This window comes from Brevibacterium sp. VCM10 (assembly GCF_000583215.1).
GTDB lineage: Bacteria > Actinomycetota > Actinomycetes > Actinomycetales > Brevibacteriaceae > Brevibacterium > Brevibacterium linens.
On the sequence record NZ_JAJB01000020.1, the window covers coordinates 21,316 to 45,666 of the forward strand.

Here is a 24,351-nt window from a genome sequence, read left to right on the forward strand (position 1 = left end):
GGTCTAATCGAATCATGCGTGCAAACTACGGCTCCCACGTCCGTGCCAGGATGTACGACCACGCGAATGGGACACTGCGCAACGGCGTGCTCCTGCAGCCGGCGCCGACGGGCAGGCGCTGGTGGGCGAGGATCCTCGACGCCGTCTTCGTCCTCGTCTTCACCGGGGTCGTCATCGGCATCGCTCTGGCACTCTCGGCAGTAGGTCTGATCTCACTCGATGCCGCGACCGGCGTCTGCCTCGCCAGCTACCCGCTCATGGCTCTCGTCTTCGGTGCCCTCTACGGCTGCACCGTCTCCCCCGGCCAGGCACTGTGCGGGGTCGTGTCGCTGCAAGCCGACTTCGGTCGACGCGTCGGCTTCTGGAGAGGCATGGGCCGCTACCTCGCTGTCGCGTTCTTCCCGATCACCGTTCTCGCCGTCCTGTGGACGTTTCTCGACGCACCAACCTTCGACTCCGTCCCGATCAAGGTCTTCCGGCGGAGTCCGCCGGTCGGGTGAACAGTCGCGTCACCGTCCGTTGACCTGAGCAGCAGGTTCCGTTATGACCCGTGCCCAATTGTTGCGCACCTGAAGCCACCGCCACCGCTGACGGAGAAATGGTTCGCGACGCCACGGTTGCCGGTGCAATGGGAGGATGATGGTGTCAGTTTATGATCTGAAGGCTCCAGACGCCTTCGTCCGCGGTGGGAGGATGTCTGGAACCGAGGCGGACACACATCAATCTGCCCGAGGGTCGCAGTTCGCTCCACTACAAGATGCGGACAGCGAACTGACCGAACGGAAGGAGAGAACGATGACACTGCATCCCGGACTCGAGGTGGTCTCGGGCCTCATCGGCACCTGGCGGGGTGACGGTCACGGGGAGTATCCGACGATCGAGTCATTCGACTACGTGGAAGAAGTGACTTTCACCGACGTCGGCAAACCGTTCCTCCACTATGCGCAGATGACCTGGTCACCGTCCGGAGCACCGATGCACACGGAAACCGGCTACCTGCGGATCATCAATGGAACAGGAGTGGAATTCGTCCTCGCGCAGCCCACCGGACAGACCGAACTGTCCGAGGGCCCCTTGGAGTCAAAGACCGATGGCTTCACCTGCGAGCTGCGCTCACAGGTGCACAACTCTGGTTCGGCCAAACACGTCGAGGCGACGCTGCGTCACATCGAACTGGCCGGAGGCGTACTCACGACCAGCTTCGCGATGGCGGCGGCAGGCGTACCGATGACACATCATTTGGCCTCACAGATGCACAGCATCAGCTGAGTCAGACTGACCCAGCTGGTTCCCCTCTGTTGGCCGCGCCTCAGCAGCGCGCCTTCAGGTCCGAAGGGCGCAGTCGATGGCGTCCGGAGAACCCGCAGCAAGGGAGGCCACGATTCGTCACTCGATCGAGCGACCGCCGAAGATCTGCTGCAGCGGGATCGATTCGTCCTGCCACGGGGTGAGGATCCATGCGACGAGATAGGCACCGATACCGAGCACGGGCAGCAGGAACGAGGCGAGGACGATGAGTCGCATGATCCAGACGTTGATGCCGGTCACCTCGGCGAGGCCTCCGGCAATACCGCCGAGGATGCGGTCGGGACCGCGACGGAAACCGAGTCTGCGGATGGAGTCGAAGAGTGAGTTCATGTCTTCGACTCTACGGATCCGCCGTCACCACGGCACTGGTGTTGGCCGTCGAGGCCGATTGAGGAAAACCGGAATCTGCGCCGATCCAGTAGCGGCGTTTGGGTGGTCCGTCACCGTCAACGCGCACGTCCTCGAGGACTCCCCCGCACTGCTCGATCACACTCGCCGAGGCGGTGTTCGTCTCATCGCACGTGACGAGCACGCTCTCGACACCGGCCGAGCGCAGTCGTTCGATCGAAAGTGACAGGATCTGCCGGGCGTATCCTCGGCGACGGAGTTCAGGAGCGACCGCATACCCGACGTGACCACCCGAGGTGAACAGAAAATCGTTGAGTTCGTACCGGATGGGGGTGCGACCGACGGGTCGGCCGTCCACCTCGGCGACAAGGAACTCCGCACGCACTCGCCCCGGCGGGAGTTCGATTCCTTTCGCCTCGCGCTCGTGAGTGGCGATGATATCGGCCCACGTTCCCTCTGCCTGGAGGAATTCAAAATCGTCGGCACGCAGCTGCTCATGGAACGTGCGCAGCTCCGCCTCATCGGTGGGCAGCAATGGACGCAAGCTCAGGATTTCGGTCATTGTGTTCCTTCGAAGGTCGGTTCCTCACGCCGGGCGAAGTCCGGGGCGTGTTCGGCAGTGATGCCGACGCCGAGGATGCGCGCCGGTATGCGGGTGAGCGCGGGGAAGGTCGTCAGCAGCCATTCCACCGGTGCAGGTGGGCGGATGGGCCGGTGCCCGTGGACAGCGGGTTCGACCATCCGGTGGATTCCTGACTGCAGGAGTTCGACGGCCCGCGTGGTCGGGAGTCGTCTCAGCTGCAGGCGCCGCAGCTCTGCGGTCCGCACCGACCCGGCACGCAGCGGTTCGGCCAGTGTCCGGGCGACGGCGATTCCGTCCTGCACCGCGAGGTTGACCCCGACCCCGCCGAGCGGGCTCATCGCGTGTGCGGAATCGCCGATGCACAGCAGACCGGCGGTGAACCATCGTCTGGCCTCATTGCGGCGAACATCGAGAAGCTTCACATCGTCGAATTCGACCTGACCGACATCCGCCGCGAGCTGCGGGTAGGTCTCCGCGACGGCGTCACGCAGCGCTCCGATGCCTTCGGCACGCAGCCGCTCGTCCGCACCCTTCGGAATGAGTCGGGCGATCTGCACGTGTCCGTCGCGCGGGATTGCGACGAACACCTTGCCGTTCCCGCCTCGTGGGGCCACGGAATCGGGCAGGACCGCCTCGGTGTCGATGCGGAACCACCACACATCGATCGTCGACGGCAGCTGTCTCACGGACAGTCCCGCCTCCGCGCGGGCCCGCGACCACCGGCCGTCGGCGGCGATGACGAGCGGTGCACGGAATTCGACGGTGGCCGGGGTGGAAGCATCGAAAGCGCTGTCGGGTCGTTCCCCGGCGTGGACATCGGTGTCTTCTGGCGGTGGGGCCGCCTCGGCGACGCCGGGCGCGATCGACGCGGTCGGGACGGCGACGGTCGAATTCCGGGCACGGAGACCGACCACTCGATCGTCATCCCAGATCAACGAGGTGGCCTCGACCCCCATCCGCAGGTCGAAGTTCGGCTCGTCCTCCCCCGCCTTCGCAAGCAGGTTGAGGAAGTCCCACTGGGGTGCGATCGTCATGAACGGGTGTGGCAGGTCGAGGCGGGTGAAGTCGGCGAGCAGGACGTCCCCGCCGCCTCGCCCGGTCAGGGTCACGCCTTCGACGCGGCGATGGGCGATGCGGGCGAACTCGTGGTAGAGCCCGAGTTCGTCGAGCAGGCGCAGGGTCGACGGGTGGATGGTGTCGCCGCGGAAATCGCGGAAGAAGTCCACATGCTTCTCGAGCACGACGACTTTCACTCCGCCGCGGGCGAGCAGCAGACCGGCGACGATCCCGGCGGGGCCTCCGCCGCTGATGATGCAATCGACGTGCCCGCTGTCGTGGCGGGTGGGGTGTGGGCTGTCGGTGTCGGGCATGACACTCTCCTCGGCTGGTCGGCGCTGCGGCGCTGGGAACCGCCGGCGCCGTTGACTCCGCGGACGCCGGGGTCCTGTGGGCGCTGGCGCGCGGTGGGGCTGCGGTCCGGTGAACACTGGAGCGCGGTGAGCACTGGTGTGCGCTGGGCGCCAGCGTCCGAAGGGCAATAGGGCCCGATTCCCAGCGTAGACCTCGAAACGACCGGCGGAAATGGGGTGCACGCGCTGGGCAGTCGGCCGACCGCCTCGGTGGCGGAGGTGCGAACTGCTTCAAAGTGCAGGAGCGCAGCCTTCAGGCTGGACGCTCACACTTTGCAGCAGTTGGTGTGGTGGCACTCGGTCAGCCGGTCAGCGTCAGCGGGTCAGCGGTTCACCGGGACGCTCCGCCGGCCCTCTTCTCCGTGACGTCGAAGCGTTCGCGGTAGCGCCCGGTGAGCAGGCACCATTGCGAGTACAGCGCCGTCGAGGAGTTGAACACGAGCAGCGTGAGCGGATAGAGCAGCCACTGCAGCCACATCGTCACACAGCGTTCGCGCGGGACGTGGATGGGCCGGGGCGGCAGCAGCGCATTGAACACCACGACGGACACGATGAGTCCGATCATGCCGATCTGCTGAATGATGCCCACGGTCATCGGCATGCCCTCCACCACCGAGGTGGCCTGCCCCGTCTGCGTGGCCACGACGAAGGGGATCCAGCCGCCGATGGCGATGATGATCGAGATCGAGGCGAGGGTGACGTGCCCCTCGAGCAGGGAGAAGAACCGGAGCACTCCCGGCCAGAACGGCGTCCTGGAAGATCGGGACATGGACGGGCACGACCCGGTAGTCGCCGTCGAAGTGGAACCAGCTGCGCCAGTACTGGTGACCGTCCTCGACGATGGTCCGCTTCGATCAGAAGCCCATCTCGACCAGTGCAGTCAGCGGCTGCGCATGGGAGGCGAAGTTGCGCAGGGCGAGCCGCCGGACCGTGGTCGTGAGGTTCCAGAAGCAGTTCGCGCTGGCGACGACTCGAGACGGCGCCGGCACGTCCCAGATGTTCGTGATGTAGAGGCTGATCGGCTGGAACGACAGCCGCTCGCGGTCCGGGGCGATCGCGTATTCGTAGGCGACGGCGTCGAAGTAGGACTCGTGTGGGATGTTGTCGCAGTCGAGGCTCGTGACGATCACCCGGCGTGGGTCGATGGCCTGGTCACGGACCCATTCGGCCAGGCGATGTCCGGCAAACGTGATGTTCGCGCCCTTGCCGGCGATCTCGTCGGGCAATCCGGCCGGATGTTCGACGAGGACGAAGGCCCCGAAGCGGTGGCCGTACTCGGCTTCGAGCCGCCGAGCCGTCTCGGTTATCGCCGGTCCTCCCCGTTCCTCATGGGCGAAGAAGACGAGGAGCTGTTCGGGCTTCGTCGACGTGTGCAGCAGGGTGCGGATGGTGTCGGCGATGACAGGGTAGGGCTCGTTGAACGCGGCCACGACGACCGCGTGGAGCAGGGTCGATGGTCGCATGATCGAGTCCGGGTTGCGCCTGACCTGTTCGATGGTCGTTGCGTGGTCGGCAGCGCGGAATCCGCCGCGCGGGTGTGCCAAGGAGGGGCGCCCGTCCAGGGCCCGTTCCAGGTCGGTCAGGCGTGCCGCCCAGTCGACCCGAGCGCTGCGGCGAAAGCGGACGAAGCCGCGAGCGACGTCGATCGCCCCGAGCATGGCGCGGACGAACATCAGCCCGACGATGGAGAGCACGTAGACCGCCCCGAGCATCACATCGACGAACGGGAGGATGAACACGAGCCCGACCGCAGTGAAGCTGATCGCCGCCGGCAGTGCCTCGAAGAATCGGTACGGCCGGGTGCGCGGGCCCATCGGCAGTTCGAGGTCGGCGGGCGGTGGTGCCACCGGCCCGAACGAGACGTCTCCTGTTCCCGAGTTCCGAGACCCGGGCGGCGACGGTCGGGACGGGCGATGAAGTGGGTGTGCTGAGGGTGGTGATTCGACGGCGGTGACTGCTTCGCGGTTCGCTCTCACTCTCTTGACCCTGGGTGCCCCGACTGACCAGTGGTTTGTGCACAGATGCAGGTCAGGTGAACATTTCGTGCCGGAGACCGAACCTCCACCATCAGTTCTGAAACGTCGCAGGTCAGGTGAACGATCGACACCCGAGGTAGAGTCGCTTCATGACATCTGCTGTCCGTCCCGCAGTCATCGCCGACGTCGCCGGAATGGCGCGAGTCCACGTCGACAGCTGGGAGGAGACCTACCGCGGGATCATGCCCGACGAATTCCTCGATGCTCCCGACCTCGTCGTTCGACGCCGGCAGATGTGGACGCAGATTCTCGCCGAGGCGGCCCCGCAGAAATACGTCAGCGCCGTTGCCGAACAGGATGGCCGGATCGTCGGCATTGCGATGTCCGGACCGCGGGAAACCGACGGAAGCGTCGAAGACCGGCACCTCTACGTTCTCTACGCCTATCGATCCATGCACGGCACAGGCGTCGGCCAGGACCTCCTCGATGCGGTCGTCGATCCGACCGTGACGACTGCGCTGTGGGTGGCCGATCCGAATCCGCGCGCTCAGGCGTTCTATGCGAAGAATGGCTTCGTCGCCGACGGCACGGTCAAGACCGACGACTACGACGGGGTGCGCGAGGTGCGGATGGTGCGAGAGGCCCGGGCTGAGGATCGCGCCACCTGACGGCCCGTCAGGTCCAGATGACCCGGTCCTGCGCGCTGAGTTTCCCACCGGCACCGAGGTGACCGAGCGTGAGTGCCCCATCGAGCGGTCCGCCCGCGGGCCCGACGATGGCGATCGTCGGGCCCAATCGCGCAGTTTCGGTGCGGAATCCCTCGACGAGGTGGCTCCCCGCGGCCGCGACTCCGCCGGTGAGCGCGATGCGTACGGGCTTATCCGCGGCTCGGTTATCCGCACGTGTGGCGACAGAGCGCGGGACAGCGTCGGCAGGAGCCGAGGTCGACGAAGCGTCGCCACGGTGGGCTGCTCGCGCGGCCACGGCGCTGCGGGCGGCTTCCCTTCCCGCACTGCGAAGCAGGTCGGCCGATGCTGTGTCGCCGGCCCGGGCACAATCAGCGACGTCGACGGCGAATTCGGCGAGGAGTCCGGCCCGGTCGCTGCGGGTATAGAACTGACCCGGCCACGAGACGGGTGGGCCGAATCGTCTTATGGCAGCCTCGAGCAGCGCACGACCTCGTTCGTCGACACCGTCATGAGTGCGCAGAGCGAGTTCGAGACCAAGACGTCCCAGCCATGCTCCTCCCCCGCGATCGCCGAAGAGGTGACCCCAGCCATCGGCTCGTGACCATTCGGCTGACCAATGGCCAGCCTCGTCCGGACCCGGATGGGCGATGGCGATCGCCCCTGTCCCGAGCACGCTGATCGCCCCACCGGTCCCACCGAGAGCACCGAGGTGGGCGGTCACGGCATCGATGGCGGCGACTGCCGGCACGCCGAACTCGGACGAGATCTCGGCGAGAGCTTCGGCAGGATCCTCGGCAAGAGAAGCGATACCGGTCGCGCCGATGCCGATGCCGCCCACCTCGGAGAAGCGCTCCGACCAGATATCGGCGGCCGATCGCAGGAGGTCCCGGACGACATGCAGAACGGTGCTGCCGCCCGGCCCGATCTCGATGCGCGGTCCGGCGATCTGGTCGACGATGCGTGGGACGAAGCCCCCGCCGTCAGCGATGCCCGGTCTGCTAACGGCATTGCCACGTTGGTCAGCAGCATCGCCGACGTCGCCGAGTGCGGCCCGACTGCCGGTGCCGCCGATGTCGATGCCGAGGATCAGGCTCATGCGCCCACGGTACCCGGCCCGGGGTTGTCCTGACCGGAATCGTCCGGTCCGGAGTCGTCCGGTCCGGAGCCGGATCCGTCATCGGACGATGCGCCCGTCCGGACGAGCTCGGCGATCGCGGCCCTGACGGATCCGTCATGGGACTCCAGGGTCGAAGCTGCCAGGGCGGGGGCCGCCTCGGCGAAGGAGACGACGATGGCGGTTTTGAGATCGCCGTCGCAGCGCTCGAGCAGGGCCCTGGCGTCGGCATCGGTGAGGTCCGCGGCCTCGCGAAGGATGCGCACGGTGCGTTCGCGCAGCTTCGCGTTCGTCGCGACGACCGAGACCATGAGGTTGTCCCAGATCCGGCCGAGAGCGACCATGAGCGCGGTCGAGAACCCGTTGAGGGTGAGCTTCTGCGCGGTGCCGGCCTTGAGCCTGGTCGATCCGGTGATCACTTCGGGGCCGGTGTCGAGGACGATGTGGTCATCGGCCGTCTCGGCCAGAGAGGCGTGCGGGTTGTTCGAGATGAGCACGGCGTGAGCGCCGTTGGCCCGCGCCGCGTCGAGCGCCCCGCCGACGTACGGGGTCGACCCGCTCGCGGCGATGCCGATGGCCACATCGTCGGGACCGAGCTCCGCACCGGCCGCGGATCCGTCGGCCCCGGAGTCCTCGGCGTTCTCCACCGCGTCGACCAATGCCGCCTGGCCGCCGGCGATGTGCCCGATGACCCGGCCCGGTTCGAGGTTGAACGTCGGTAAGAGTTCGCTCGCATCGAGGACGCCCAACCTCCCCGAGGTGCCTGCGCCGAAGTAGTGGACGCGGCCGCCTCGGCGCATGCGTTCTGCCGCGATGTCGACGAGCTCGGCCAGCTGCGGCAGCGCCGCGGCGACCGCGTCGATGACGGCGTGGTCTTCGGCGTTGAGGACTCGCAGCACCCCAAGGGTGTCGAGGTCGTCGAGTCCGGAGCTCGCCGGATTGCGCTGCTCGGTCGGTGAGAGTGGGCGCTGGGAGGAGGTCATGGACGGGGGCTTCCTTCCGCCTCGGCGAGGATCGGCTCTTCGACGACCTTCGTCTTGTGGCGCAGACCGAGCAGGCCGCCGACGATGAAGGTGACGATGACGCCGAGCAGCGGATACCACTGCCAGGCGACCCACACCTCACCGGTGACGTACTTCTCCATGACGAAGAAGAACGCGTTGACGGCCACGGCCAGGGCGAACGCGATGTTCGCATCCAGCGCCCGGGCCCGCTTGTTGACGATGCCGAAGACGAACGCCCCGAGCAGACCGCCGTACGTGATGCCCGCGATTCCGAGTGCGAGGATGACGATGTTGCCGGAGTCGGACTCGAAGATCGTCGCCGGCAGGATGAACGCGATGCCCCAGCCGATCGTCGCCCATCGTCCGACCTTGAAGCCCTGTTCGTCGGTCATCGGCGTGCGCTTGAGCCTCGCGTAGACATCGTTGACCGTCGACGACGACAGCGCCGACAGGGACGAGGACAGGGTCGACATCGCCGCGGCGAGGATACCGGCCAACAGCAGACCGGAGATACCGGCGGGCAGGCCCTCGATGATGAAGTGCGGGAAGATCTCGTCGTCACGGGTCAGGCCGAGATCGGCCGGCAGCGCGCGATCGTAGTAGGCCCACAGCGCCAGTCCGACGAGCAGGAAGATCGCGAACTGGACGACCACGACGAATCCGGAGGTGATGAGCGCCTTCTGCGCCTCGACCTTCGATCGGCAGGACAGGAGTCGCTGGACGATGAGCTGATCGGAACCGTGCGAGGCCATCGCGAACACCGCACCACCGAGCAGGGAGGGGATGAACGAGTTCGCCGCGTTGATCGGATTGCCCTCGAAGACGAAGATGTTCGTCTTCCCGGCCTCGACCGCCTCGGCGAACCAGCCGCCTCCGACCGAGGCGGAGATGATGATGATCGCGAGGATCCCGCCGAGGACGTAGAGGATCATCTGTGCCACATCGACCCACACGACGGCCTTGATGCCGCCGATGAACGTGTAGACGATCGTGACCAGGGAGAGGACGACGATGATGACGAAGTAGTTCGTGTGCACGCCGAGCCCGTCGAGGATGACCTTGAGCGGGATGGCCGCGGCGAGCACGCGGATGCCGTCGGCGAGCAGTCGGGTGAAGAGGAAGGTTACGCCGGCCGTGGTCTGTGTCGACTGGCCGAAGCGTTTGCCCAGGTAGGCATAGGCGGTGATCATCTCACCGTCGTAGTAGCGCGGCAGCATGAAGTAGGCGACGATGACGCGGCCGAGGATGTAGCCCAGCCCCAGCTGCAGGTAGTTGAGGTCGCCGAGGTAGCTCATGACGGGGATGCCGATGACGGTCAGCGCGCTCGTCTCGGTGGCGACGACGGACAGGCAGACGGCCCACCACGGCAGGTCGCGCCCGCCGAGGAAGTAGCCCTTGAGGCTGCTCTGCTTTCCGCTCAGTGCCAGTCCCAGCCACGCCGTTGCGACGAGATAGGCGACGATCACCAGGAGGTCGATGATCTGCATTGGTCTCTCCTTGTTGGGGGTGTTGTGTTGGGGTGTCTTGGTGGTGGTGGAGTGTGTCGGGTTGATTTGGTCAGTCGTGGTCGGTGTGCCGGTGACATCGCGCGGACGGTGTCTGCCGCGGTTCAGTCGGTCAGTCTCAGCCGAGCGGGTCGTCGGTGGAGGGGTTCGGGCAGCCGCAGCGGTCCGTCACCGGGGGTGAACCGACCCGCGATGCGCGGTCCGATCGCCCCGGTCAGGCTGGGCTGCGTGCCGTCGAGCCCGTGCCAGCTCAGCCACCCGAGGAGTGCCATGAGCAGCGCTTCCTTGCTGCCTTCGGGCAGCCCGAAAGCAGCGTCCGTGCTCGTGAGGGTGGCACCGTCACCCAATTCCTCGCCGAGGCGGCGCATCAGCTCCGGATTCCTCGTCCCACCTCCCGAGGCGATGACGGTGGTGACGTTGTGGTCTCGGACCGCCTCGGCGATGGTGCGCGCGGTCAGCGCGGTGACCGTGGCGATCTGATCATGCTCGCCGAGGTGGGGGTGGGCCTCGAGGAATGAGTCGAGGTAGGCGGCGTGGAAGAGTTCCTTGCCCGTCGATTTCGGGGCGGGGCGTGCGTAGAAGGGTTCGGTGAGGAACGCGGCGAGCAGATCCTCGTCGACGGCGCCGGCTGCGGCGAGCGCACCGTCGCGGTCATAGCTCTGCCGGCCGTCGGTGATGCGACGGGCGAGGATGTCGATGAGGGCGTTGGCCGGGCCTGTGTCGAAGGCAATGGGGTCCTGGCCGGGAGTGATGACGGTGATGTTCGCGATTCCGCCGAGGTTGAGCACCGCGGTCGGAGCCTCGGCGTCGGAGAGCAGGAGGGAGTCGAGCAGCCCGACGAGCGGGGCGCCCTGTCCCCCAGCGGCGACGTCACGGGAACGGACGTCGGAGAGCACGGGAACCCCGAGCCGTTCGGCGATGAAGGCCGGCTGCCCGAGCTGGAAGGTCGAAGTGACCTGACCGTCGCTGATGTCGTGGCGGACGGTCTGTCCGTGGGAGACGATGAGGTCCGGGTGCAGGCCGTGGTCGGTGCACAGCTCGGACAGTGCCTCGGCGCAGAAGCGGCCGAGGCGGGCGTCGACGCTGCTGACCAGCGACAACGGCAGCTCTGCCGGTTCGAGAAGGCGAAGGATGTCGGCGGAGAGCTGGTCGTCGAACGAGGTTTCGCGTTCGGCGAGGATCCGCACGGTCAGGGTGGTGGGGTCGGCGCCGACGAGGTCGAAGGTGGGAGTGGGTTCCGTGTCGCTGATGGGGTCGGGCCGGAATTCGGCGATGACGAGGTCGAGGCCGTCGGCGGAGGTTCCGGTCATGAGTCCGGCGATGATCATGGCTGCACTCCTCCTGTCTGGGCGGGGACGGAGAGTTCGGTGCGGACCTTGTAACGGTCGCCTCTGTAGACGGAGCGGACGAATTCGAAACGGCGGTCATCGGCTCCGCGGGAGATGCGTTCGAACAGCAGCGCCGGTGAGAGCTCTTCGACGCCGAGGTGCTTCGCTTCAGCGGCGTCGAGGAGGGTCGGTTCGATCGTCTGCACACTGTGGTTGAGGCGGATGCCGAAGTTCCGGCGCAGCAGTTCGTAGAAGGACTGGTCCTCGAGGTCGTCGGCGCTCAGCCCCGGCACGAGAACCGAGGGGACATGGAGTTCTTCGAGGGCGATCGGTTCGTCGTCGGCCAGGCGCAGGCGCAGGATCGCGATGACCTCGTCGCCTTCGGCGATGTGGAGTCGGCGAGCGACGTGCGCGCCCGCCTCGGCGGTGTCGAAGCTGAGGATATGGGACCCGGGACGCATTCCGCGGGCGAGCATGTCCTCGGTGAAGGAGCTCGCCGCAAGCGGTTGGTCGAGTTTCGGACCGAGTGCGAAGACTCCCGTGCCGTGACGCCTGCGGACCATGCCTTTGGCGACGAGTTCGTCGATGGCGCGGCGCAGGGTCATCCGCGAGATGCCGAGAGTCTCGGCGAGCTGTCGTTCCGGAGGGAACTGCTCACCGGCGGCCATGCTCTCGAGGCGGTCGAGGAGCTGGTCGCGGATGGCGTGGAATTTCGTCACACCACCATTGAGGCACAGGACACACCACTAAATCAAGACCAGTGGTCTATTTTGCGAACAGACATCCGGACGCCAGGGGTTCACGGACGCCCCGGTGGTACCTACGATGGGCGCATGACTGCATTCACCGGACAGGAACTGACAGATACTCTCGACGACAAGGGCCTGACCGACTGGCAGGCCCGAAACGACGCGATCGGCACTCGGCTGCTCACCGGCGACTTCGCGACAGGTCTCGACCTCGTCAATAAGATCGGTGCCGCCGCCGAGGAAGCTGGCCACCACCCCGACATCACTCTGACCTTCCCTCACGTCGACATCCAGTTGACCAGCCACGATACGGGCGCCGTGACCGAGCGCGACCTCGGCCTCGCGGGAACGATCAGTCAACTGGCCGCCTCGGCGGGAGTGAAAGCAGACCCGAACGCGGATTGACCACCCGATTCTTCGGGTTCGTACTAGGCTGAAGGCTCAGCCGCCTCGTGACCAGGAGAACGTGTGTACCTCGCCGCCGAGAACCGCTACGACTCGATGACCTATCGCCCAGTGGGTCGGTCCGGACTCGTCCTGCCCGCCTTGTCGCTGGGACTGTGGCACAACTTCGGCGACGATGTCGCCTTTCAGAACCAACGCGACATCGTCCGGCGGGCCTTCGATATGGGCATCACGCACTTCGACCTGGCGAACAACTACGGTCCTCCCCCGGGCTCGGCGGAGACGAATTTCGGCCGACTGCTGCGCGAAGACCTCCACCCCTACCGGGATGAGCTGATCATCTCGACGAAGGCCGGCTGGACCATGCACCCCGGCCCCTATGGCGGCCCCGGCGGCAGCCGCAAATACCTCCTGGCCAGTCTCGATGCGTCACTGCGTCGGCTCGGCCTCGACTATGTCGACATCTTCTACTCCCACCGCCCCGATGCTTCGACGCCTCTCGAAGAGACCATCGGCGCGCTCGACACCGCTGTGCGATCGGGTCGCGCCCTCTACGCCGGCATCTCTTCGTACTCGGCCGCCGATACGTCCCGGGCCTCGCAGATCGCTCGCGACTTGGGCACTCCCCTGCTCATCCACCAGCCGTCGTATTCGATGTTCAACCGGTGGATCGAAGACGATGGACTGCTCGAGACAACCGCTGACGAAGGGCTCGGCGTCATCTGCTTCTCTCCGCTCGCCCAGGGCCTCCTCACGGACAAGTACCTCGGCGGAGTGCCCGACGATTCGCGGGCCGGAAAGGCGAAGCCATCGTTCAAGGACGGGTTCCTGAGCGCCGACAACCTCGCCCGGATTCGCGGGCTCAACGACATCGCGGCCGCCCGCGGTCAGTCTCTGGCGCAGATGGCCTTGGTCTGGGCGCTGCGGGATGAGCGGGTGTCCTCGCTGGTCATCGGGGCCAGCCGTGTCGAACAGCTCGAGCACAATGTCGCGGCTCTCGACGCTGCGCCCTTGAGCGATGAAGAGCTCACGGCAATCGACGAATTCGCAGTCGATTCCGGTGTCGACATCTGGGGAGACGCGCGCCGCAGCACCGCGGAATGAGATCACCCGACTGACGCCCACACCCCGTCTTCAGTCCTGCGACGACCGCACTCAGCGCCGAAGCTCGACAGGAATGGACCACGGAGCGAGGAGTCCTCGCAGCTGATCGACCAGCCGTGCGAAACCCCCTGGACTCGTGTGCATGGACAGGTCGGCCCGGATGTTCGGTCCGCTGCGCCGGCGGATGACGAGCTCGTGGACGATTCGGCCTCGACCGACCAGTGTGGCGGCGAGCTCATTGCCGGCGGTCTTGGCCATGGTCGTGGACCACTGGATCGGCCGGGATCCGATGCGAGCGTGGATCGAAACGAGATCCTCATAGTCGGCCGATCCCATACCGACCACCGAGACGCCGCGCGCGTCGATAGTGAGCACCGGCTGCCGAGGGACCCTGCGGAGCGTGCGAAGCCGCATGAGAATGACGATGGCGACAGTCGTGAAGACCCCTCCGGACACCGTGAGTCCTCCGCCGATCCACCACCGGGCGATGTTCCTATCGCCCGGATCGGCTGTGGAGACGGCGTCGAGGATGAGACCTCCGAACAGCAGGACACCGAGGCCGCAGAGCAGCGCCCACCCACCGATGATCGCGCAGCCGATGCCGACGGCTCGGGAGAACCGTGAGATACGGCTTATGGCACGGGGATTCGCCGGAAGCACCCATCCGTTCCTGTCACGCACCAGCATGCGCCCAGACTAGCCTGTCGACGCCCGCCGCCTCACCGCCTCGGAGCGATTCGACTCGACAGCGTCGAGAAGGATTCCCGTGCGATCGCTCCACCGCGGTCTGAACGCATAGACACAGGCCAGGCGCAGCAGGGCGGCGCGCTCATAGGTACGGATCCGTGCTGTGTCCGATCCGCTCGCCGAGGCGGCCGTACAGATGGCATCGAGCACGACCTCGGCCTCCGATTCGGTCCAGAGCCCCTGCGCACATCGCCAGCGGGCGTGTGCCGCGAGATTTCCGAGGTCGAGTTCGCGCTCTCCGCGACAGGCTGTGTCGACGTCGAGCAGACCTGGCCCTAAGACCGGGTCCCACATCAGCTGCTTGTCGTGGAGGTCGCGGTGGATCGGGCCCCAGTCAGGTTCGCTCCCTTCCGCAGTCTCCGGTGCTTGGTCGATCAACTCAGCACTCACGTCGGAGACGAGGACGTCGACTCGGTGCCGACTGGGGCCGAGGAGGTTCGCCGCCCGCTCTTGCCACTCCGTGAGAACCTGAACTTCGGAAGCAGCCGAGTGTGCGGGCACCTCGACACCCGTGGAACCACCCCCGGTTGCGGCGCCTGCATGCCCTGCCTCGCCGCTCCGGCCGCTCGAGCCGGCTCGGGCCCAGGCCTCGAGACATTCGGACCACGCCCGTTTCCAGTCCTCACCGAGACGGGCCGGATCATGGAGTTCGACTCCGGACAGGCGGGAGAGGACGGCAGTCGAGTCGTCGGCGGCGAGGACCTCCGGCAGTGCGAACCCGACGGCGAACGCCTGTGCTCGGCGCTGTCCCGCGAGGATTGCCGCGGCGCGGCCCGAACGAACGCATTTGGCGAAGCTGCCGTCGGGCAGGCGGACGACGGCGCGTTTGCCCGGCCGGTGAGAGACCAGCCGGCCACCGTCTGCGAGCAGCCTGGCGAGTCCCGGCAGCTTCGGGTCACGGTCCGCGTCGAGGACCCGCACCCCGTGTTCGTCGAGATAGCCGACCCGGATCCCCTGGCCAGGGAGCGATGCCTCCCACGCGATTCGACTGTCTCCTGCGGGCCAGGCTCGGCGCACAGACCACTCCTGTCCGTCGATCGTGACTGCGTCGGGGATGTGCAGGGCCGCGCCCCACTTCATCGCAGACTGTTCCGTCACGGTCTGTTTCGTTGCGACCTGCTTCGCCGCAATCGGCTTCGTCACGACCTGTTCCGGCACGGTCATGGTGCAACCTCCGTCGTCGGGGCATTCTCTTCCAGAGCGGAGCCAGCGAGGTCGATGATCCGCATCGTCTCGACCCTCCAATTCTCTGAGCAGCTGCGCCAGGGTTCGAGTGCGGCAGTGAGCATGGCCCATGCCGTCCACGCACCGAGGTCGACTTCTTCACCCCCGGCGGAACGGAAACCGTCGAGGAAAGGCTGCTCGAGCCCGTTCAGTCCAGTCAGCTCACTCTGCCCGCCTTCGACGCGACAGGCAGCGATCCACCTGCCCACATCCATCCCGGCCGGCCCATATCCCGACCGGTCGAGGTCGATGATCCGGCACTCGGCATTACGGAGAAGCACCTGGTCGGGGCTGAGATCTCCGTGGATCTCCCGCCGGTCCTGGCCCTTGCACGTGCCGAGTCGAACTCGCAGCTGGGCGAGCAGACCAACGATCTCCGCTTCTCTCTCGGGCAGCAGCCGAACCACTGACCGGACGATTGTCTCCGCCTGGTCAACGACAGCACTGACCGGGTCGGCAGCAGCATCGACGATGCGGGCACCGGTTTCAGTACCTGTCCTCGGCGCACTCACACAATCGACCCCCGTGCCGCGGTGGAGTTCGGCGATGATCACGCCGACCTCTTCGGCGACGTTCGGATCCGGGTGATCGCTCAGGTCACCGGTCCCCCACCACGGCGAACGCGTGGCAGTGTCACGTCCGCCGACGAAATCGACCGGCAGGCTCGGCAGTTGGGCGCGCTGCCAACGGTCGGCCGCCTCGGCGAGGTGGTTCTGGGAGTCGGCGGTGATCCGCAGGAATTCCGGCGCCCCATAGACGGGGGTGTGCTTGAGCAGCAGCCGCCTGGCGGGGTTGTATCCGATGATCGTCAGATTCCCGCCGAGGTGGTCGAGCGTCCGCGAAATATGCTTACCGATCCTGGGGTCGGCCAGCACGCCGCCGCTGACCAGCACGGCACCGGTCGCACCGGCCGAACGCGGGTCGGCAGCCTCGTGGACGAGCAGATCCTGCCCGTGCCGGGCGGCTCGCCGCCGCGCATTGGCGAGCTTGTCCGAACCCGTCATCACTGCGGTGAAACCCCAATCCGCGAACCCGCCGAGGTGGCCGGGTTCCTCCCGCTGCCATGCGACCATGGCGCTGCGCCCCGGTTTGACGCGGATCCGGCGGGGTCGAACGGCAAAGCCGAGGCGCTGGGACAGGCTTTCTGCCGATCGCAGTTCGTCGATATAGGGCAGCAGGGCGAATCTCGTGTCGACGTGGTCGCTTACGGGGTCGGACATCGCTGTGGTCATGATGAGGCTCCTGCATAGGTGGAGAAGCTGTCGGCTTCGTCGGCCTGCGAACGGATCCACCGGGAGAAGCGTGAGTCGGCAGCCGCAGACAGCTCGCTCGGTGTTCCGTCTTCGACGATCCGTCCGTCCTCGAGCCACACCACACGGTCGAGTCCGCGGATCATCGCCACGTCGTGGCTGATGACGATGCTCGTGCGGCCCTGTGTCAGCGCGGACACGGAGTCAGCCACCTCGGCGCGGGTCTGCGGATCGAGTCCTGTCGTCGCTTCGTCGAAGACGACGACCGGGGCGTCGCGGACAAGGGCCCGAGCGATGGCCAGGCGCTGCCGCTGCCCGCCCGAAAGTGTGTCCCCGCGGTTGCCGAGCTCGGTGTCATATCCGTCGGGAAGGGAGCGGATGAACTCATCGGCACGGGCCGCACGGGCGGCGGCGACCACCTCGGCGTCGGTGGCGTCGAGCCTGCCGTAGCGGATGTTCTCGCGCACGCTCGCGGCGAAGAGCACGGACTCCTGGAGGAGGACGGACACGTTCTGCCGCAGGGAGGCGCGGGTGACGTTGCGGGTGTCGTAGCCGTCGAGGTAGATCGATCCGGAATCCGGCTGCGAGAGCCGCAGCAGGTAGCTCGTCAGGGTCGATTTGCCCGCTCCGGAGGCACCGAGGATACCGATCTTCTGGCCGGCCGGAATGAGCAGATCGAGTTCATCGAACAGTGGCCTGCCGTGGCCGTCGGTCGAGGTGATGCGGTTGAAGACGACGTCACCGCAGACCGGGCCCATGGACACGGCGTCGGGGGCGTCGGCGATCTCGACGGGTTCGTCGAGGAGGTCGGCGATCCGCTCCCCCGAGGCGGCCGCGCGGGCGATGCGACCGGTGTACTTGGCCATGTCCCGTAGCGGTTTCATCGCGATCTTGAGGTAGAGGAGGAAGAGGACGAGGTCACCCGGGGACATCGCCGACCGCAGCACCTGCCACCCGCCGAAGGCGAGAACGAGAGCCTGCGAGATGCCGACGAGGACATCGGTGGAACGTTCGAGCCCGGCCGCCAGACGGCGTGCCCGCACCCCAGCTTTGAGTGCGCGTTCGTTGCCGTCGGCGAAGTCGCGGGCCACGGTCGTCTCGAGTCCGTAGGCCTGGACGACGCGGATGGCTCCGAGCGCCTCGGCGGCGGATCCGACCAGTCGGCCCTCGCCCTTGCGGGTGGACCGGGAGGCCTTCGTGATCTTCGGGGTCGCCGCCTTCGACAGCAGTCCGTAGACCGCGGCGGTGACGAGCACGATGGCGCTGAGCACGGGGTCGAGGATGACCATGACGACGAGGAGGACGGCCAGCGTGATGACATTGCCGACCAGCGGCAGGCCCGCGGTGACGGCGACCTCCTGCAGCCGTCCGATGTCACCGACGAGCCGCTGCGAGGTGTCCCCGATCGAGGCCTTCGAGTGGTACCGCAGCGACAGGGACTGGACGTGGTCGAACACGCGTGAGCGCAGCTGGGTGGCCACGCGGGCACCGACGAGGGCGAAGCAGATCGTCGAGGCGTAGTTCGCCGCGGCCCGTCCGCCGACGATGACCGCCAGGCCGATGGCCACGACGGCGAGAGTTGTACCCACTCCGGCGTCGAGGCCGAACGTCGGGGCGATCTGGGCGCCAAGTGCCGCGGTGACGGCGTCGACGGCGATCTTGATCGGCCACGGTTCGAGGATGCGGAAGACGACATCGGCGAGCAGTGCGGCCATCCCGCCGATGATCAGCCACGTGTGCCGGCGCAGGTGCGGGCGGATGATCCGCAGGGTCCGCCGCAGCGCCGAGGCCGTGAGCTTCTTGCCGCTCATGAGATCACCGCCGAGGTGGGGTGCCGTCCTGAAACCGGCATCCTCTTGTCGATGGGGGGCGGCACCGGCATCGACGGCGGCGGTTTCTTCGGCGGCTGTGTCGCCGGCGGTTCCCGTCACCGGTGCGAGGATCTGCTGACACCGACGGGTCCAGGAGTGGCTGGTCAGGGCCTCTGCGCGGGCGCGTGCTCCCATCGTCGTGCGCAGTTCGGCGTCGTCGATGAGTCTCTGCAGTGCGCGGGTGAGGTCCGCGGTGTCGGCCGGGTCGGTTAGGATCGCGGCCCCGGTTCCTGCGAGCACGCCGGGGATCGCGCCGACTCCCGATGCAACGACGGGCAGTCCGGCGGCCAGGTATTCGTAGACCTTCAATGGGGAGAAGTAGTTTTCCCCTGCCGGGTACGGGGCCACAGCGATATCGAATTCGCGCAGCGCCCCCGGCACTGCTTCGGGTGCCAGAGCACCGTGGAAACGCACACGCCCATCCAACCCGAGCGTACGCACCTGATTCTCGAGCGCCTCGAATTCGGGGCCGTGGCCGACGATGTCGACGCGGAAGTCCCCGACCAGTCCGGCGCAGGCGGCGATGAGCCGATCCGTGCCGTGCCAGGGTTTGAGCGTGCCGACGAACCCGATCCGCACCGGACCGTGGTCCTCCGGGCCCCCATCACCGAGGCGGTCCTCCCGTAACGCGTCACCGCTGGGTGCCCTGGTTCCGTCCCCACCGAGGCGGCCGTGACCTGACCGCGGAGTGATCCGTTGCGTGTTCACTCCGTTCGGGACGACGCTGACGTCGCCGCGGCCGGGATAGTCGGTGCGGACCCAGTCGGCGACGAGTTCGCTCACGCATACGATGCGTTCGGCTCCGGCAAAGCTTGCCGCCGTGGCACGGGCGGCGTGTTCGGCATGAACGAGTCCGCGATGGGTCCGCTGCTCGTCGAGCAGAGGCGCATTGACCTCCATGATCAAAGGCACATCGAGGCGCTGACTGATCCGAGCACCGGCCGTGGAGAACAAAGAATACCGTTCGTAGACGAGGTCGAACCCCTGCCCCGAGGCGGCCACCGTGTCGGTGACCAGGTCGGCGAGCATGTCGGAGAGTCGCAGCAGTGCGATCTCACGTTGGGAGCGGTCGAGGCCGCGCGGCACCTCGAGCCGGGTGACATCGAGGTCGGCGAGATCGGCGGGCACGTCGTCGTAGGTGCGGGTGCAGAAGACGCTGACCTCATGGCCGAGTGTTCGGAAGGTGCGCACGACTTCCTGGACGTGGACGCTGGCGCCCTTCGTGCCGAAGATTCCGATGCCGGGGTCGAGGAGGACATAGGCGATTCTCATGACACTGACTCCATTTCACGGACGGTCGGAACGGCAGGGACTGCCCCAGGCACCGCCGCAGCGTCGGCCAGGCTCGCGAGCTGCCCGGCCTGGACGGCCGAGTCGTGCATACGGCATATCCGGTCGCGGGCGGCATCGGTGACGGCACGGATACCGGCGGGATCCGTACGCAGGGCGGCGGCCACCTCGGCGATGGTGGTCGCGATGTTCGCCTCATCGGTGCCGTCGACGAGCCACCCGGTCCGGCCGTGGTCGATGACCTCGGGCACGGCGGTGACGGCCCCGGCGATGCAGGGAATTCCGGTGGCCATGCCCTCGAGCAGCACGGTGGGCAGGCCGTCGGCATTGCCGTCGGAGCCGATGACGAAGGGGGCGACGAAGAGGTCGTGGTCGGTGAGCATGTCGCGGACCTCGGCCTGGGTCAGCGCTCCGTGGAAGGTGACGAGGTCGTCGAGTCCGAGTGCGTGGGACTGGGTCCGCAGCTCCTCTTCGAGGGGGCCGGTGCCCACGAGGCCGAGGCGGCAATCCGTTCCTTCCCTGCGGAGGCGGGCGAGCGCGTCGATGAGATGGGCGAATCCCTTCTTCTCGACGAGGCGGCCGACGGCCAGCACTGAGGGAACCTCCCCCGTCGCCTCCTGCCTGGGCCGGTACGGGAATCGGTCGAGTTCGAGGCCGTTGCGCACAACGACGATCCGGTCGGCCAGTTCGGGGCCGAGCACCGTGGACAGATAGCGGCGGTTGTATTCGCTGATCGCGATGACATGGTCGGCGTCCGCGGCCTTGCGGGCCAGATCGGTGAGCACGACATCTTCGTGGAAGATGTCCTTCGCATGCGTGGTGAAGGAGTAGGGAATCCCCGTCAGCGCCGAGGCGGCCCTGGCCACGGTCGTCGCCACCGACGCGAAGTGCGCGTGCAGGTGCGCCACCTCGTGGTCGAGGGCCAACCGGGCCAGGGTGAGAGCTTGGATCGCATCATCGTGGCCCAATTTCATGAGCTCGCCGAGGTGGCCCGGCACTGCCGCGGCCACGCGCGGTTCCGCTGCCGCCTCGGCGAAGGTCTGCCAGAAGCTGCGGGCGCTCGAGGGTCGGTCGATGTGGATGACCTCGGCGCGGACGCGGGCGAGCTCGGGGTGGAAGCGGGTGTCCGTGCTCGGGCGCAGGGAGAAGATCACGAGGTCCTCTCCGGCGGCTTCGCGGGCGAGGATCTCGGAGACGATGAAGGTCTCGGAGAACCGCGGGTACATCTTGAGCACGTAGGCGCGGCGACCCGGATGCCTTTCCGATGGAGCGGTCGTGGTTGCCGGTGGACGCGGTGTCGGCGTGGCCGGCGTCGAAATGGTTGGTGTCTGTTCAGACAGCATGGCTGGTCTCCTCCAGAGTGATGGACAGACGGGCGGACGGTGCTGTGTCGGTTGTGGTCGGTGCGGTCGCAGAGATCGGCGGAGTCGCCGTCGTCGATCCGGTTTCGGATGCGAGTGCCGTTGCCTCGGCGCGGTCATCGGCGATGAGTTCGGCTGCTAGGCGGGGAACGGTGACCAATCCGGTGAGATCGATATGGGAGCGGTCTGTGGGTCGCCCGATCCGGCCGGCGAACCATTCGCTGAGCACATCGGCGTCGAGGCGCTCGATCGTATGGGCATCGACCGCTCCGGTTGCGGAAAGGGCGAATGCCCGCCTGGGCTGCTCGGCCCGATGACCCTTGCGGGGGACGACAAGTGCGGGAGTATCGGTGACCATGAGCTCGGCCAGAGTGTTGTAGCCGCCCATGCACACGACCGCCTCGGCGGCGGCGACGAGTCCGGGGATATCGTCGTGGTGGCGGATGACGGTGGTGGCCCCACCGGCACGTGCACGCAGTCGGTCGAACTCCTCCGTGGCCATCTGCGGACCGGTGACGATGAGGTGACGGCAGCCATCGGGCGGATCGGCGTCGACGGCGATGGAGGCGAGGCTTCCGCCGTCGGATCCCCCGCCGAGGCAGGTGAGGAGGAACCGCTCGGAACCGAACTCTGCCTCCGCGGTGTCGGCTGCTTCGGCGCCGACCGGCTGGGCGCTCGCTGCCTCGGCGCCCACTGGCAGTGGGCCGCCGTCAGCGGGGCGGTCCTGAGACAGATAGCCGGTGGTCACGGCCTTGGCCGCAAGCGGAGCCGGCACTTCCCCGGTGGACCGGGGATCGTAGACGTCCGGGTCACCGTAGATCCAGACTGTGTCGAAGGATTCGGCCACGCGTGCGGGCCCTCCGACCTTCTCCCATTCGGCAGCGATGACGGACGGGGTGTCGAGGACTTCGCGCAGGCCGAGGACGGTGCGGCAACCGTGGCCCCTAACCCGGTCTATGGCCTCGGCGAGTTCGCCGCCGATGCCGAAGGGGTGCCGGTCGACGATGAAGAGCTCGGGCCGCTGCTGATCGAGGATCGCCGAGATCGCCGCCGCCCGCAGTGCCCTCAGCCCCTGCATCGAGGAAGCGAGCGACCGGGGCACGTAACCGCCGGGCGCGGGAGTGACTCCGGGCAGGATCACCCAGTCCCACCCATCGGGCAGGTCGAATCGCGTGGCCTCGGGACTGCTGGCAATGAGCAGACCGGAGACCTCACGGCCGGTCAGCGCCGGCAGGTCCCGGGCCAGGGCAAAGGCGAGAGCCCGGTTGCGGCGGAGGTGGCCCAGTCCCAGCGAGTCGTGGGAGAACAATGCGATTCTCAATCGTCTTCTCATACATCTCAGCTTGTCGTCCGTGATTAAGATGAGATTAAGACGCAGATGAGAAAGATCTTAGGTTCAGATTGCTCCAGCGCCCGCCCGTATCTCTCGAGGTCGCAGTGCGACTGCCAGCGCAGTCTGCGAATAGGCTCTGCTACTCGTCGACTGGTTGACCGATGATTCTGCTGATAGAACGCCGAGCCATTGATCCGGCGTGATGATCATCACCGATGCGGAGACTCTGATTGAGGTAGATCATCACCGCGATCAGTTCGAAGGCCATCTGCTCTCCGGCACACTTTTCATCGGCATCACGTCCCGCCAATGCCGCAATATAATTTCGCAGCTGAGCATAAGTATCGCGAACGGCGTCGCGCACGGCACCTTCACGATCGTCGAATTCGGCCGCTGCCGCGGCAAAAAAGCAACCACCGGGAAAGACAGGCAATTCGAGGTAGTCCAACCACGCACGGCAAGTGCTGACGATCAGCGGAGTATTCACATTCGAGTTCTCTCGACCGATATCGATGACCGACTCTCTGAACACGGAGCGGGCATATCTGATGACAGCAAGCTGCCAATCGGTCTTCGACTCGAAGTAACCGGCCAACCCCGATTTCGACAAGCCGACTTCTGAAGCGATCTGGCTGAACGACAGCCCGTCAAGACCGTTGACCGACGCGACATCAGCGCTGCGCCGGAGGACCGTTTCCCGGGTCTCCCGCACCTGGTCGAGAGTTCGTTTGGGCATGCATCCAGTCTACCTCGGACATTTTTAGTGTACGCTCGTGCGGTAAACTTCGACCGAGGAGATATATGCCATTTTCGACGATCACAGGGACCGGCTTCCACCAGCCAGAGCGCATCGTCACCAACGATGACCTCGCCAAACTGGTTAATACCGACGACGCCTGGATCCGGCGTCGCACCGGCATCCGAACACGCCGGATTGCCGCAGCTGACGAACAGGTCTCGGACTTGGCTGCACCGGCAGCACACATGGCAATGAGATCGGCAGGGCTGGCATCGGACGCCATCGACATGGTGATCGTTGCAACCTGCTCCGCTCGGGACAGGTGTCCGAGCACCGCAGCAGAGGTCGCCGGCCGCCTCGGCCTGACGAATGCAGTCTGCTTCGACATCAACAACGCCTGTGCCGGCTTCAGCACGGCCCTCAATGTCGCCGAGAATTCGATCCGATCCGATCAGAGCAGGCATGTTCTCGTCATCGGGGCGGAGAAAATGAGCGACGTCACCGACTGGAGCGACAGATCATCGTGCATCCTCCTCGGCGACGGTGCCGGTGCCGTCATCGTCTCGGCCGGAGACCGACGGGGAATCCATCCGGCAGAATGGGGAACCGACCCCGGCCTTCGTGACAATGTGACTATTCGAGGATCATGGGAGGCCGATTTCACTCAGAACGGAGCGTCAGTCTTCAGGTGGGCCACTTCGACGATGGCGTCAACGGCTCGCGAAGCAGTGGCTCGGGCGGGCCTCGACATCGAGAGCATCGGAGCATTCATCGCCCATCAGGCAAATCTGCGAATCATCGAACCCCTCGTCGACGACCTTGGTCTCGGTCACGCGCTCATCGCTCGCGACGTTGTCGAATCCGGCAACACCTCCGCCGCGTCGATCCCTCTAGCTCTCTCGAAGCTCTCACACAGCGGTGAGCTGCCAGCAGGAGTGCCCACTCTTCTCCTGTCATTCGGGGGCGGGTTGTCCTGGTCGTCTCAGGTGATTCTGTCCCCGTGAGTTCACTTCC

At 66.5% G+C, this 24,351-nt stretch carries 23 protein-coding genes; 6 read left to right on the forward strand and 17 right to left on the reverse strand.

Translation table 11 applies throughout. From position 1 onward, the window contains the following. The first annotated feature begins 14 nt into the window (after positions 1 to 14). Together AD89_RS0105400 and AD89_RS0105405 are read left to right on the forward strand one after the other, a co-directional pair. Entirely contained in the window at positions 15 to 500 is a 486-nt protein-coding gene (locus tag AD89_RS0105400) for an RDD family protein (RefSeq protein ID WP_025777590.1), read from the forward strand. 295 nt (positions 501 to 795) lie between these two features. Further along, the gene (locus AD89_RS0105405) at positions 796 to 1,269 is read left to right on the forward strand and encodes an FABP family protein (RefSeq protein WP_025777591.1); all 474 of its coding nucleotides are present in this window, start codon (positions 796 to 798) and stop codon (positions 1,267 to 1,269) included. Between the two features lie 117 nt (positions 1,270 to 1,386). Here AD89_RS0105405 and AD89_RS0105410 read toward each other — a convergent pair whose 3' ends face one another. The 5 genes from AD89_RS0105410 to AD89_RS18180 all read right to left on the reverse strand — a co-directional run bounded on the left by AD89_RS0105410 (position 1,387) and on the right by AD89_RS18180 (position 5,495). Beyond that, positions 1,387 to 1,638, reverse strand: coding sequence for a PspC domain-containing protein (locus AD89_RS0105410; RefSeq protein WP_025777592.1), 252 nt, complete (start codon positions 1,636 to 1,638; stop codon positions 1,387 to 1,389). 10 nt (positions 1,639 to 1,648) lie between these two features. Next, the gene (locus AD89_RS0105415; protein ID WP_025777593.1) at positions 1,649 to 2,218 is read right to left on the reverse strand and encodes a GNAT family N-acetyltransferase; all 570 of its coding nucleotides are present in this window, start codon (positions 2,216 to 2,218) and stop codon (positions 1,649 to 1,651) included. Continuing rightward, complete coding sequence (locus tag AD89_RS0105420) at positions 2,215 to 3,609, reverse strand: FAD-dependent oxidoreductase (protein ID WP_051505077.1); 1,395 nt, start codon at positions 3,607 to 3,609, stop codon at positions 2,215 to 2,217. The genes AD89_RS0105415 and AD89_RS0105420 overlap by 4 nt, the downstream gene beginning before the upstream one ends. Before the next feature lie 370 nt (positions 3,610 to 3,979). Further along, a complete protein-coding gene (locus AD89_RS19240; RefSeq protein ID WP_155807377.1) occupies positions 3,980 to 4,417 on the reverse strand; it encodes a hypothetical protein in 438 nt (145 codons plus the stop codon). A gap of 85 nt (positions 4,418 to 4,502) precedes the next feature. Then, complete coding sequence (locus AD89_RS18180; protein WP_051505080.1) at positions 4,503 to 5,495, reverse strand: hypothetical protein; 993 nt, start codon at positions 5,493 to 5,495, stop codon at positions 4,503 to 4,505. A gap of 278 nt (positions 5,496 to 5,773) precedes the next feature. Between AD89_RS18180 and AD89_RS0105430 the strand changes: the two genes are divergently transcribed. Further along, positions 5,774 to 6,292, forward strand: a complete 519-nt coding sequence (locus AD89_RS0105430) for a GNAT family N-acetyltransferase (protein ID WP_025777595.1) — start codon at positions 5,774 to 5,776, stop codon at positions 6,290 to 6,292. A 7-nt stretch (positions 6,293 to 6,299) separates the two neighbouring features. On the opposite strand, the gene AD89_RS0105435 is transcribed toward AD89_RS0105430, so the two are convergent. From AD89_RS0105435 to AD89_RS0105455, 5 genes are all read right to left on the reverse strand, one after another. Next, positions 6,300 to 7,409, reverse strand: a complete 1,110-nt coding sequence (locus AD89_RS0105435; RefSeq protein ID WP_025777596.1) for a BadF/BadG/BcrA/BcrD ATPase family protein — start codon at positions 7,407 to 7,409, stop codon at positions 6,300 to 6,302. Next, a complete protein-coding gene (murQ, locus tag AD89_RS0105440) occupies positions 7,406 to 8,410 on the reverse strand; it encodes an N-acetylmuramic acid 6-phosphate etherase (protein WP_025777597.1) in 1,005 nt (334 codons plus the stop codon). Before murQ ends, AD89_RS0105435 begins: the two co-directional genes overlap by 4 nt. Beyond that, a complete protein-coding gene (locus AD89_RS0105445) occupies positions 8,407 to 9,918 on the reverse strand; it encodes a sodium:solute symporter (RefSeq protein WP_025777598.1) in 1,512 nt (503 codons plus the stop codon). Before AD89_RS0105445 ends, murQ begins: the two co-directional genes overlap by 4 nt. Positions 9,919 to 10,040: 122 nt before the next feature. Next, on the reverse strand, positions 10,041 to 11,264 hold the full coding sequence (locus AD89_RS0105450) for an anhydro-N-acetylmuramic acid kinase (protein ID WP_025777599.1): 1,224 nt from the start codon (positions 11,262 to 11,264) through the stop codon (positions 10,041 to 10,043). Continuing rightward, positions 11,261 to 11,983: a GntR family transcriptional regulator gene (locus tag AD89_RS0105455; RefSeq protein WP_025777600.1), complete on the reverse strand. Its 723-nt coding sequence runs from the start codon at positions 11,981 to 11,983 to the stop codon at positions 11,261 to 11,263. The genes AD89_RS0105450 and AD89_RS0105455 overlap by 4 nt, the downstream gene beginning before the upstream one ends. Positions 11,984 to 12,097: 114 nt before the next feature. Between AD89_RS0105455 and AD89_RS0105460 the strand changes: the two genes are divergently transcribed. Both AD89_RS0105460 and mgrA read left to right on the forward strand, forming a co-directional pair. Next, the gene (locus tag AD89_RS0105460) at positions 12,098 to 12,418 is read left to right on the forward strand and encodes a 4a-hydroxytetrahydrobiopterin dehydratase (RefSeq protein WP_025777601.1); all 321 of its coding nucleotides are present in this window, start codon (positions 12,098 to 12,100) and stop codon (positions 12,416 to 12,418) included. Positions 12,419 to 12,481: 63 nt separating this feature from the next. Beyond that, positions 12,482 to 13,522 carry an L-glyceraldehyde 3-phosphate reductase gene (mgrA, locus tag AD89_RS0105465; RefSeq protein ID WP_025777602.1) on the forward strand — a complete coding sequence of 347 codons (1,041 nt, stop codon included), beginning with the start codon at positions 12,482 to 12,484 and terminating at the stop codon, positions 13,520 to 13,522. A gap of 51 nt (positions 13,523 to 13,573) precedes the next feature. Here mgrA and AD89_RS0105470 read toward each other — a convergent pair whose 3' ends face one another. The 7 genes from AD89_RS0105470 to AD89_RS19245 form a co-directional block, all read right to left on the reverse strand. After that, positions 13,574 to 14,209, reverse strand: a complete 636-nt coding sequence (locus tag AD89_RS0105470) for a hypothetical protein (protein WP_025777603.1) — start codon at positions 14,207 to 14,209, stop codon at positions 13,574 to 13,576. A gap of 9 nt (positions 14,210 to 14,218) precedes the next feature. Beyond that, entirely contained in the window at positions 14,219 to 15,433 is a 1,215-nt protein-coding gene (locus AD89_RS0105475; protein ID WP_025777604.1) for a phosphotransferase, read from the reverse strand. After that, positions 15,430 to 16,725: a phosphotransferase gene (locus AD89_RS0105480; protein ID WP_025777605.1), complete on the reverse strand. Its 1,296-nt coding sequence runs from the start codon at positions 16,723 to 16,725 to the stop codon at positions 15,430 to 15,432. Before AD89_RS0105480 ends, AD89_RS0105475 begins: the two co-directional genes overlap by 4 nt. After that, the gene (locus AD89_RS20535; protein ID WP_331279717.1) at positions 16,722 to 19,886 is read right to left on the reverse strand and encodes an ABC transporter transmembrane domain-containing protein; all 3,165 of its coding nucleotides are present in this window, start codon (positions 19,884 to 19,886) and stop codon (positions 16,722 to 16,724) included. The genes AD89_RS0105480 and AD89_RS20535 overlap by 4 nt, the downstream gene beginning before the upstream one ends. Then, positions 19,883 to 21,130, reverse strand: a complete 1,248-nt coding sequence (locus AD89_RS0105490) for a colanic acid biosynthesis glycosyltransferase WcaL (protein ID WP_051505092.1) — start codon at positions 21,128 to 21,130, stop codon at positions 19,883 to 19,885. Before AD89_RS0105490 ends, AD89_RS20535 begins: the two co-directional genes overlap by 4 nt. Before the next feature lie 106 nt (positions 21,131 to 21,236). Beyond that, positions 21,237 to 22,586, reverse strand: a complete 1,350-nt coding sequence (locus tag AD89_RS0105495; protein ID WP_231488462.1) for a glycosyltransferase family protein — start codon at positions 22,584 to 22,586, stop codon at positions 21,237 to 21,239. 151 nt (positions 22,587 to 22,737) lie between these two features. After that, on the reverse strand, positions 22,738 to 23,334 hold the full coding sequence (locus tag AD89_RS19245) for a TetR/AcrR family transcriptional regulator (RefSeq protein WP_025777609.1): 597 nt from the start codon (positions 23,332 to 23,334) through the stop codon (positions 22,738 to 22,740). Between the two features lie 65 nt (positions 23,335 to 23,399). Between AD89_RS19245 and AD89_RS0105505 the strand changes: the two genes are divergently transcribed. After that, the gene (locus AD89_RS0105505; protein WP_025777610.1) at positions 23,400 to 24,341 is read left to right on the forward strand and encodes a beta-ketoacyl-ACP synthase 3; all 942 of its coding nucleotides are present in this window, start codon (positions 23,400 to 23,402) and stop codon (positions 24,339 to 24,341) included. Positions 24,342 to 24,351: the final 10 nt, after the last annotated feature.

Coding starts and splice junctions, on each gene's coding strand:
- AD89_RS0105445 (WP_025777598.1), bottom strand. CDS start 9,918: ATGCAGATCATCGACCTCCTGGTGATCGTCGCCTATCTCGTCGCAACG.
- AD89_RS19245 (WP_025777609.1), bottom strand. CDS start 23,334: ATGCCCAAACGAACTCTCGACCAGGTGCGGGAGACCCGGGAAACGGTC.
- AD89_RS0105460 (WP_025777601.1), top strand. CDS start 12,098: ATGACTGCATTCACCGGACAGGAACTGACAGATACTCTCGACGACAAG.
- AD89_RS0105415 (WP_025777593.1), bottom strand. CDS start 2,218: ATGACCGAAATCCTGAGCTTGCGTCCATTGCTGCCCACCGATGAGGCG.
- AD89_RS0105490 (WP_051505092.1), bottom strand. CDS start 21,130: ATGTACCCGCGGTTCTCCGAGACCTTCATCGTCTCCGAGATCCTCGCC.
- AD89_RS0105420 (WP_051505077.1), bottom strand. CDS start 3,609: ATGCCCGACACCGACAGCCCACACCCCACCCGCCACGACAGCGGGCAC.
- AD89_RS0105450 (WP_025777599.1), bottom strand. CDS start 11,264: ATGATCATCGCCGGACTCATGACCGGAACCTCCGCCGACGGCCTCGAC.
- murQ (WP_025777597.1), bottom strand. CDS start 8,410: ATGACCTCCTCCCAGCGCCCACTCTCACCGACCGAGCAGCGCAATCCG.
- AD89_RS0105505 (WP_025777610.1), top strand. CDS start 23,400: ATGCCATTTTCGACGATCACAGGGACCGGCTTCCACCAGCCAGAGCGC.
- AD89_RS20535 (WP_331279717.1), bottom strand. CDS start 19,886: ATGAGAATCGCCTATGTCCTCCTCGACCCCGGCATCGGAATCTTCGGC.
- AD89_RS0105405 (WP_025777591.1), top strand. CDS start 796: ATGACACTGCATCCCGGACTCGAGGTGGTCTCGGGCCTCATCGGCACC.
- AD89_RS0105435 (WP_025777596.1), bottom strand. CDS start 7,409: ATGAGCCTGATCCTCGGCATCGACATCGGCGGCACCGGCAGTCGGGCC.
- AD89_RS0105400 (WP_025777590.1), top strand. CDS start 15: ATGCGTGCAAACTACGGCTCCCACGTCCGTGCCAGGATGTACGACCAC.
- AD89_RS0105430 (WP_025777595.1), top strand. CDS start 5,774: ATGACATCTGCTGTCCGTCCCGCAGTCATCGCCGACGTCGCCGGAATG.
- AD89_RS0105480 (WP_025777605.1), bottom strand. CDS start 16,725: ATGACCACAGCGATGTCCGACCCCGTAAGCGACCACGTCGACACGAGA.
- AD89_RS19240 (WP_155807377.1), bottom strand. CDS start 4,417: ATGTCCCGATCTTCCAGGACGCCGTTCTGGCCGGGAGTGCTCCGGTTC.
- AD89_RS0105410 (WP_025777592.1), bottom strand. CDS start 1,638: ATGAACTCACTCTTCGACTCCATCCGCAGACTCGGTTTCCGTCGCGGT.
- AD89_RS0105470 (WP_025777603.1), bottom strand. CDS start 14,209: ATGCTGGTGCGTGACAGGAACGGATGGGTGCTTCCGGCGAATCCCCGT.
- AD89_RS0105475 (WP_025777604.1), bottom strand. CDS start 15,433: ATGACCGTGCCGGAACAGGTCGTGACGAAGCCGATTGCGGCGAAGCAG.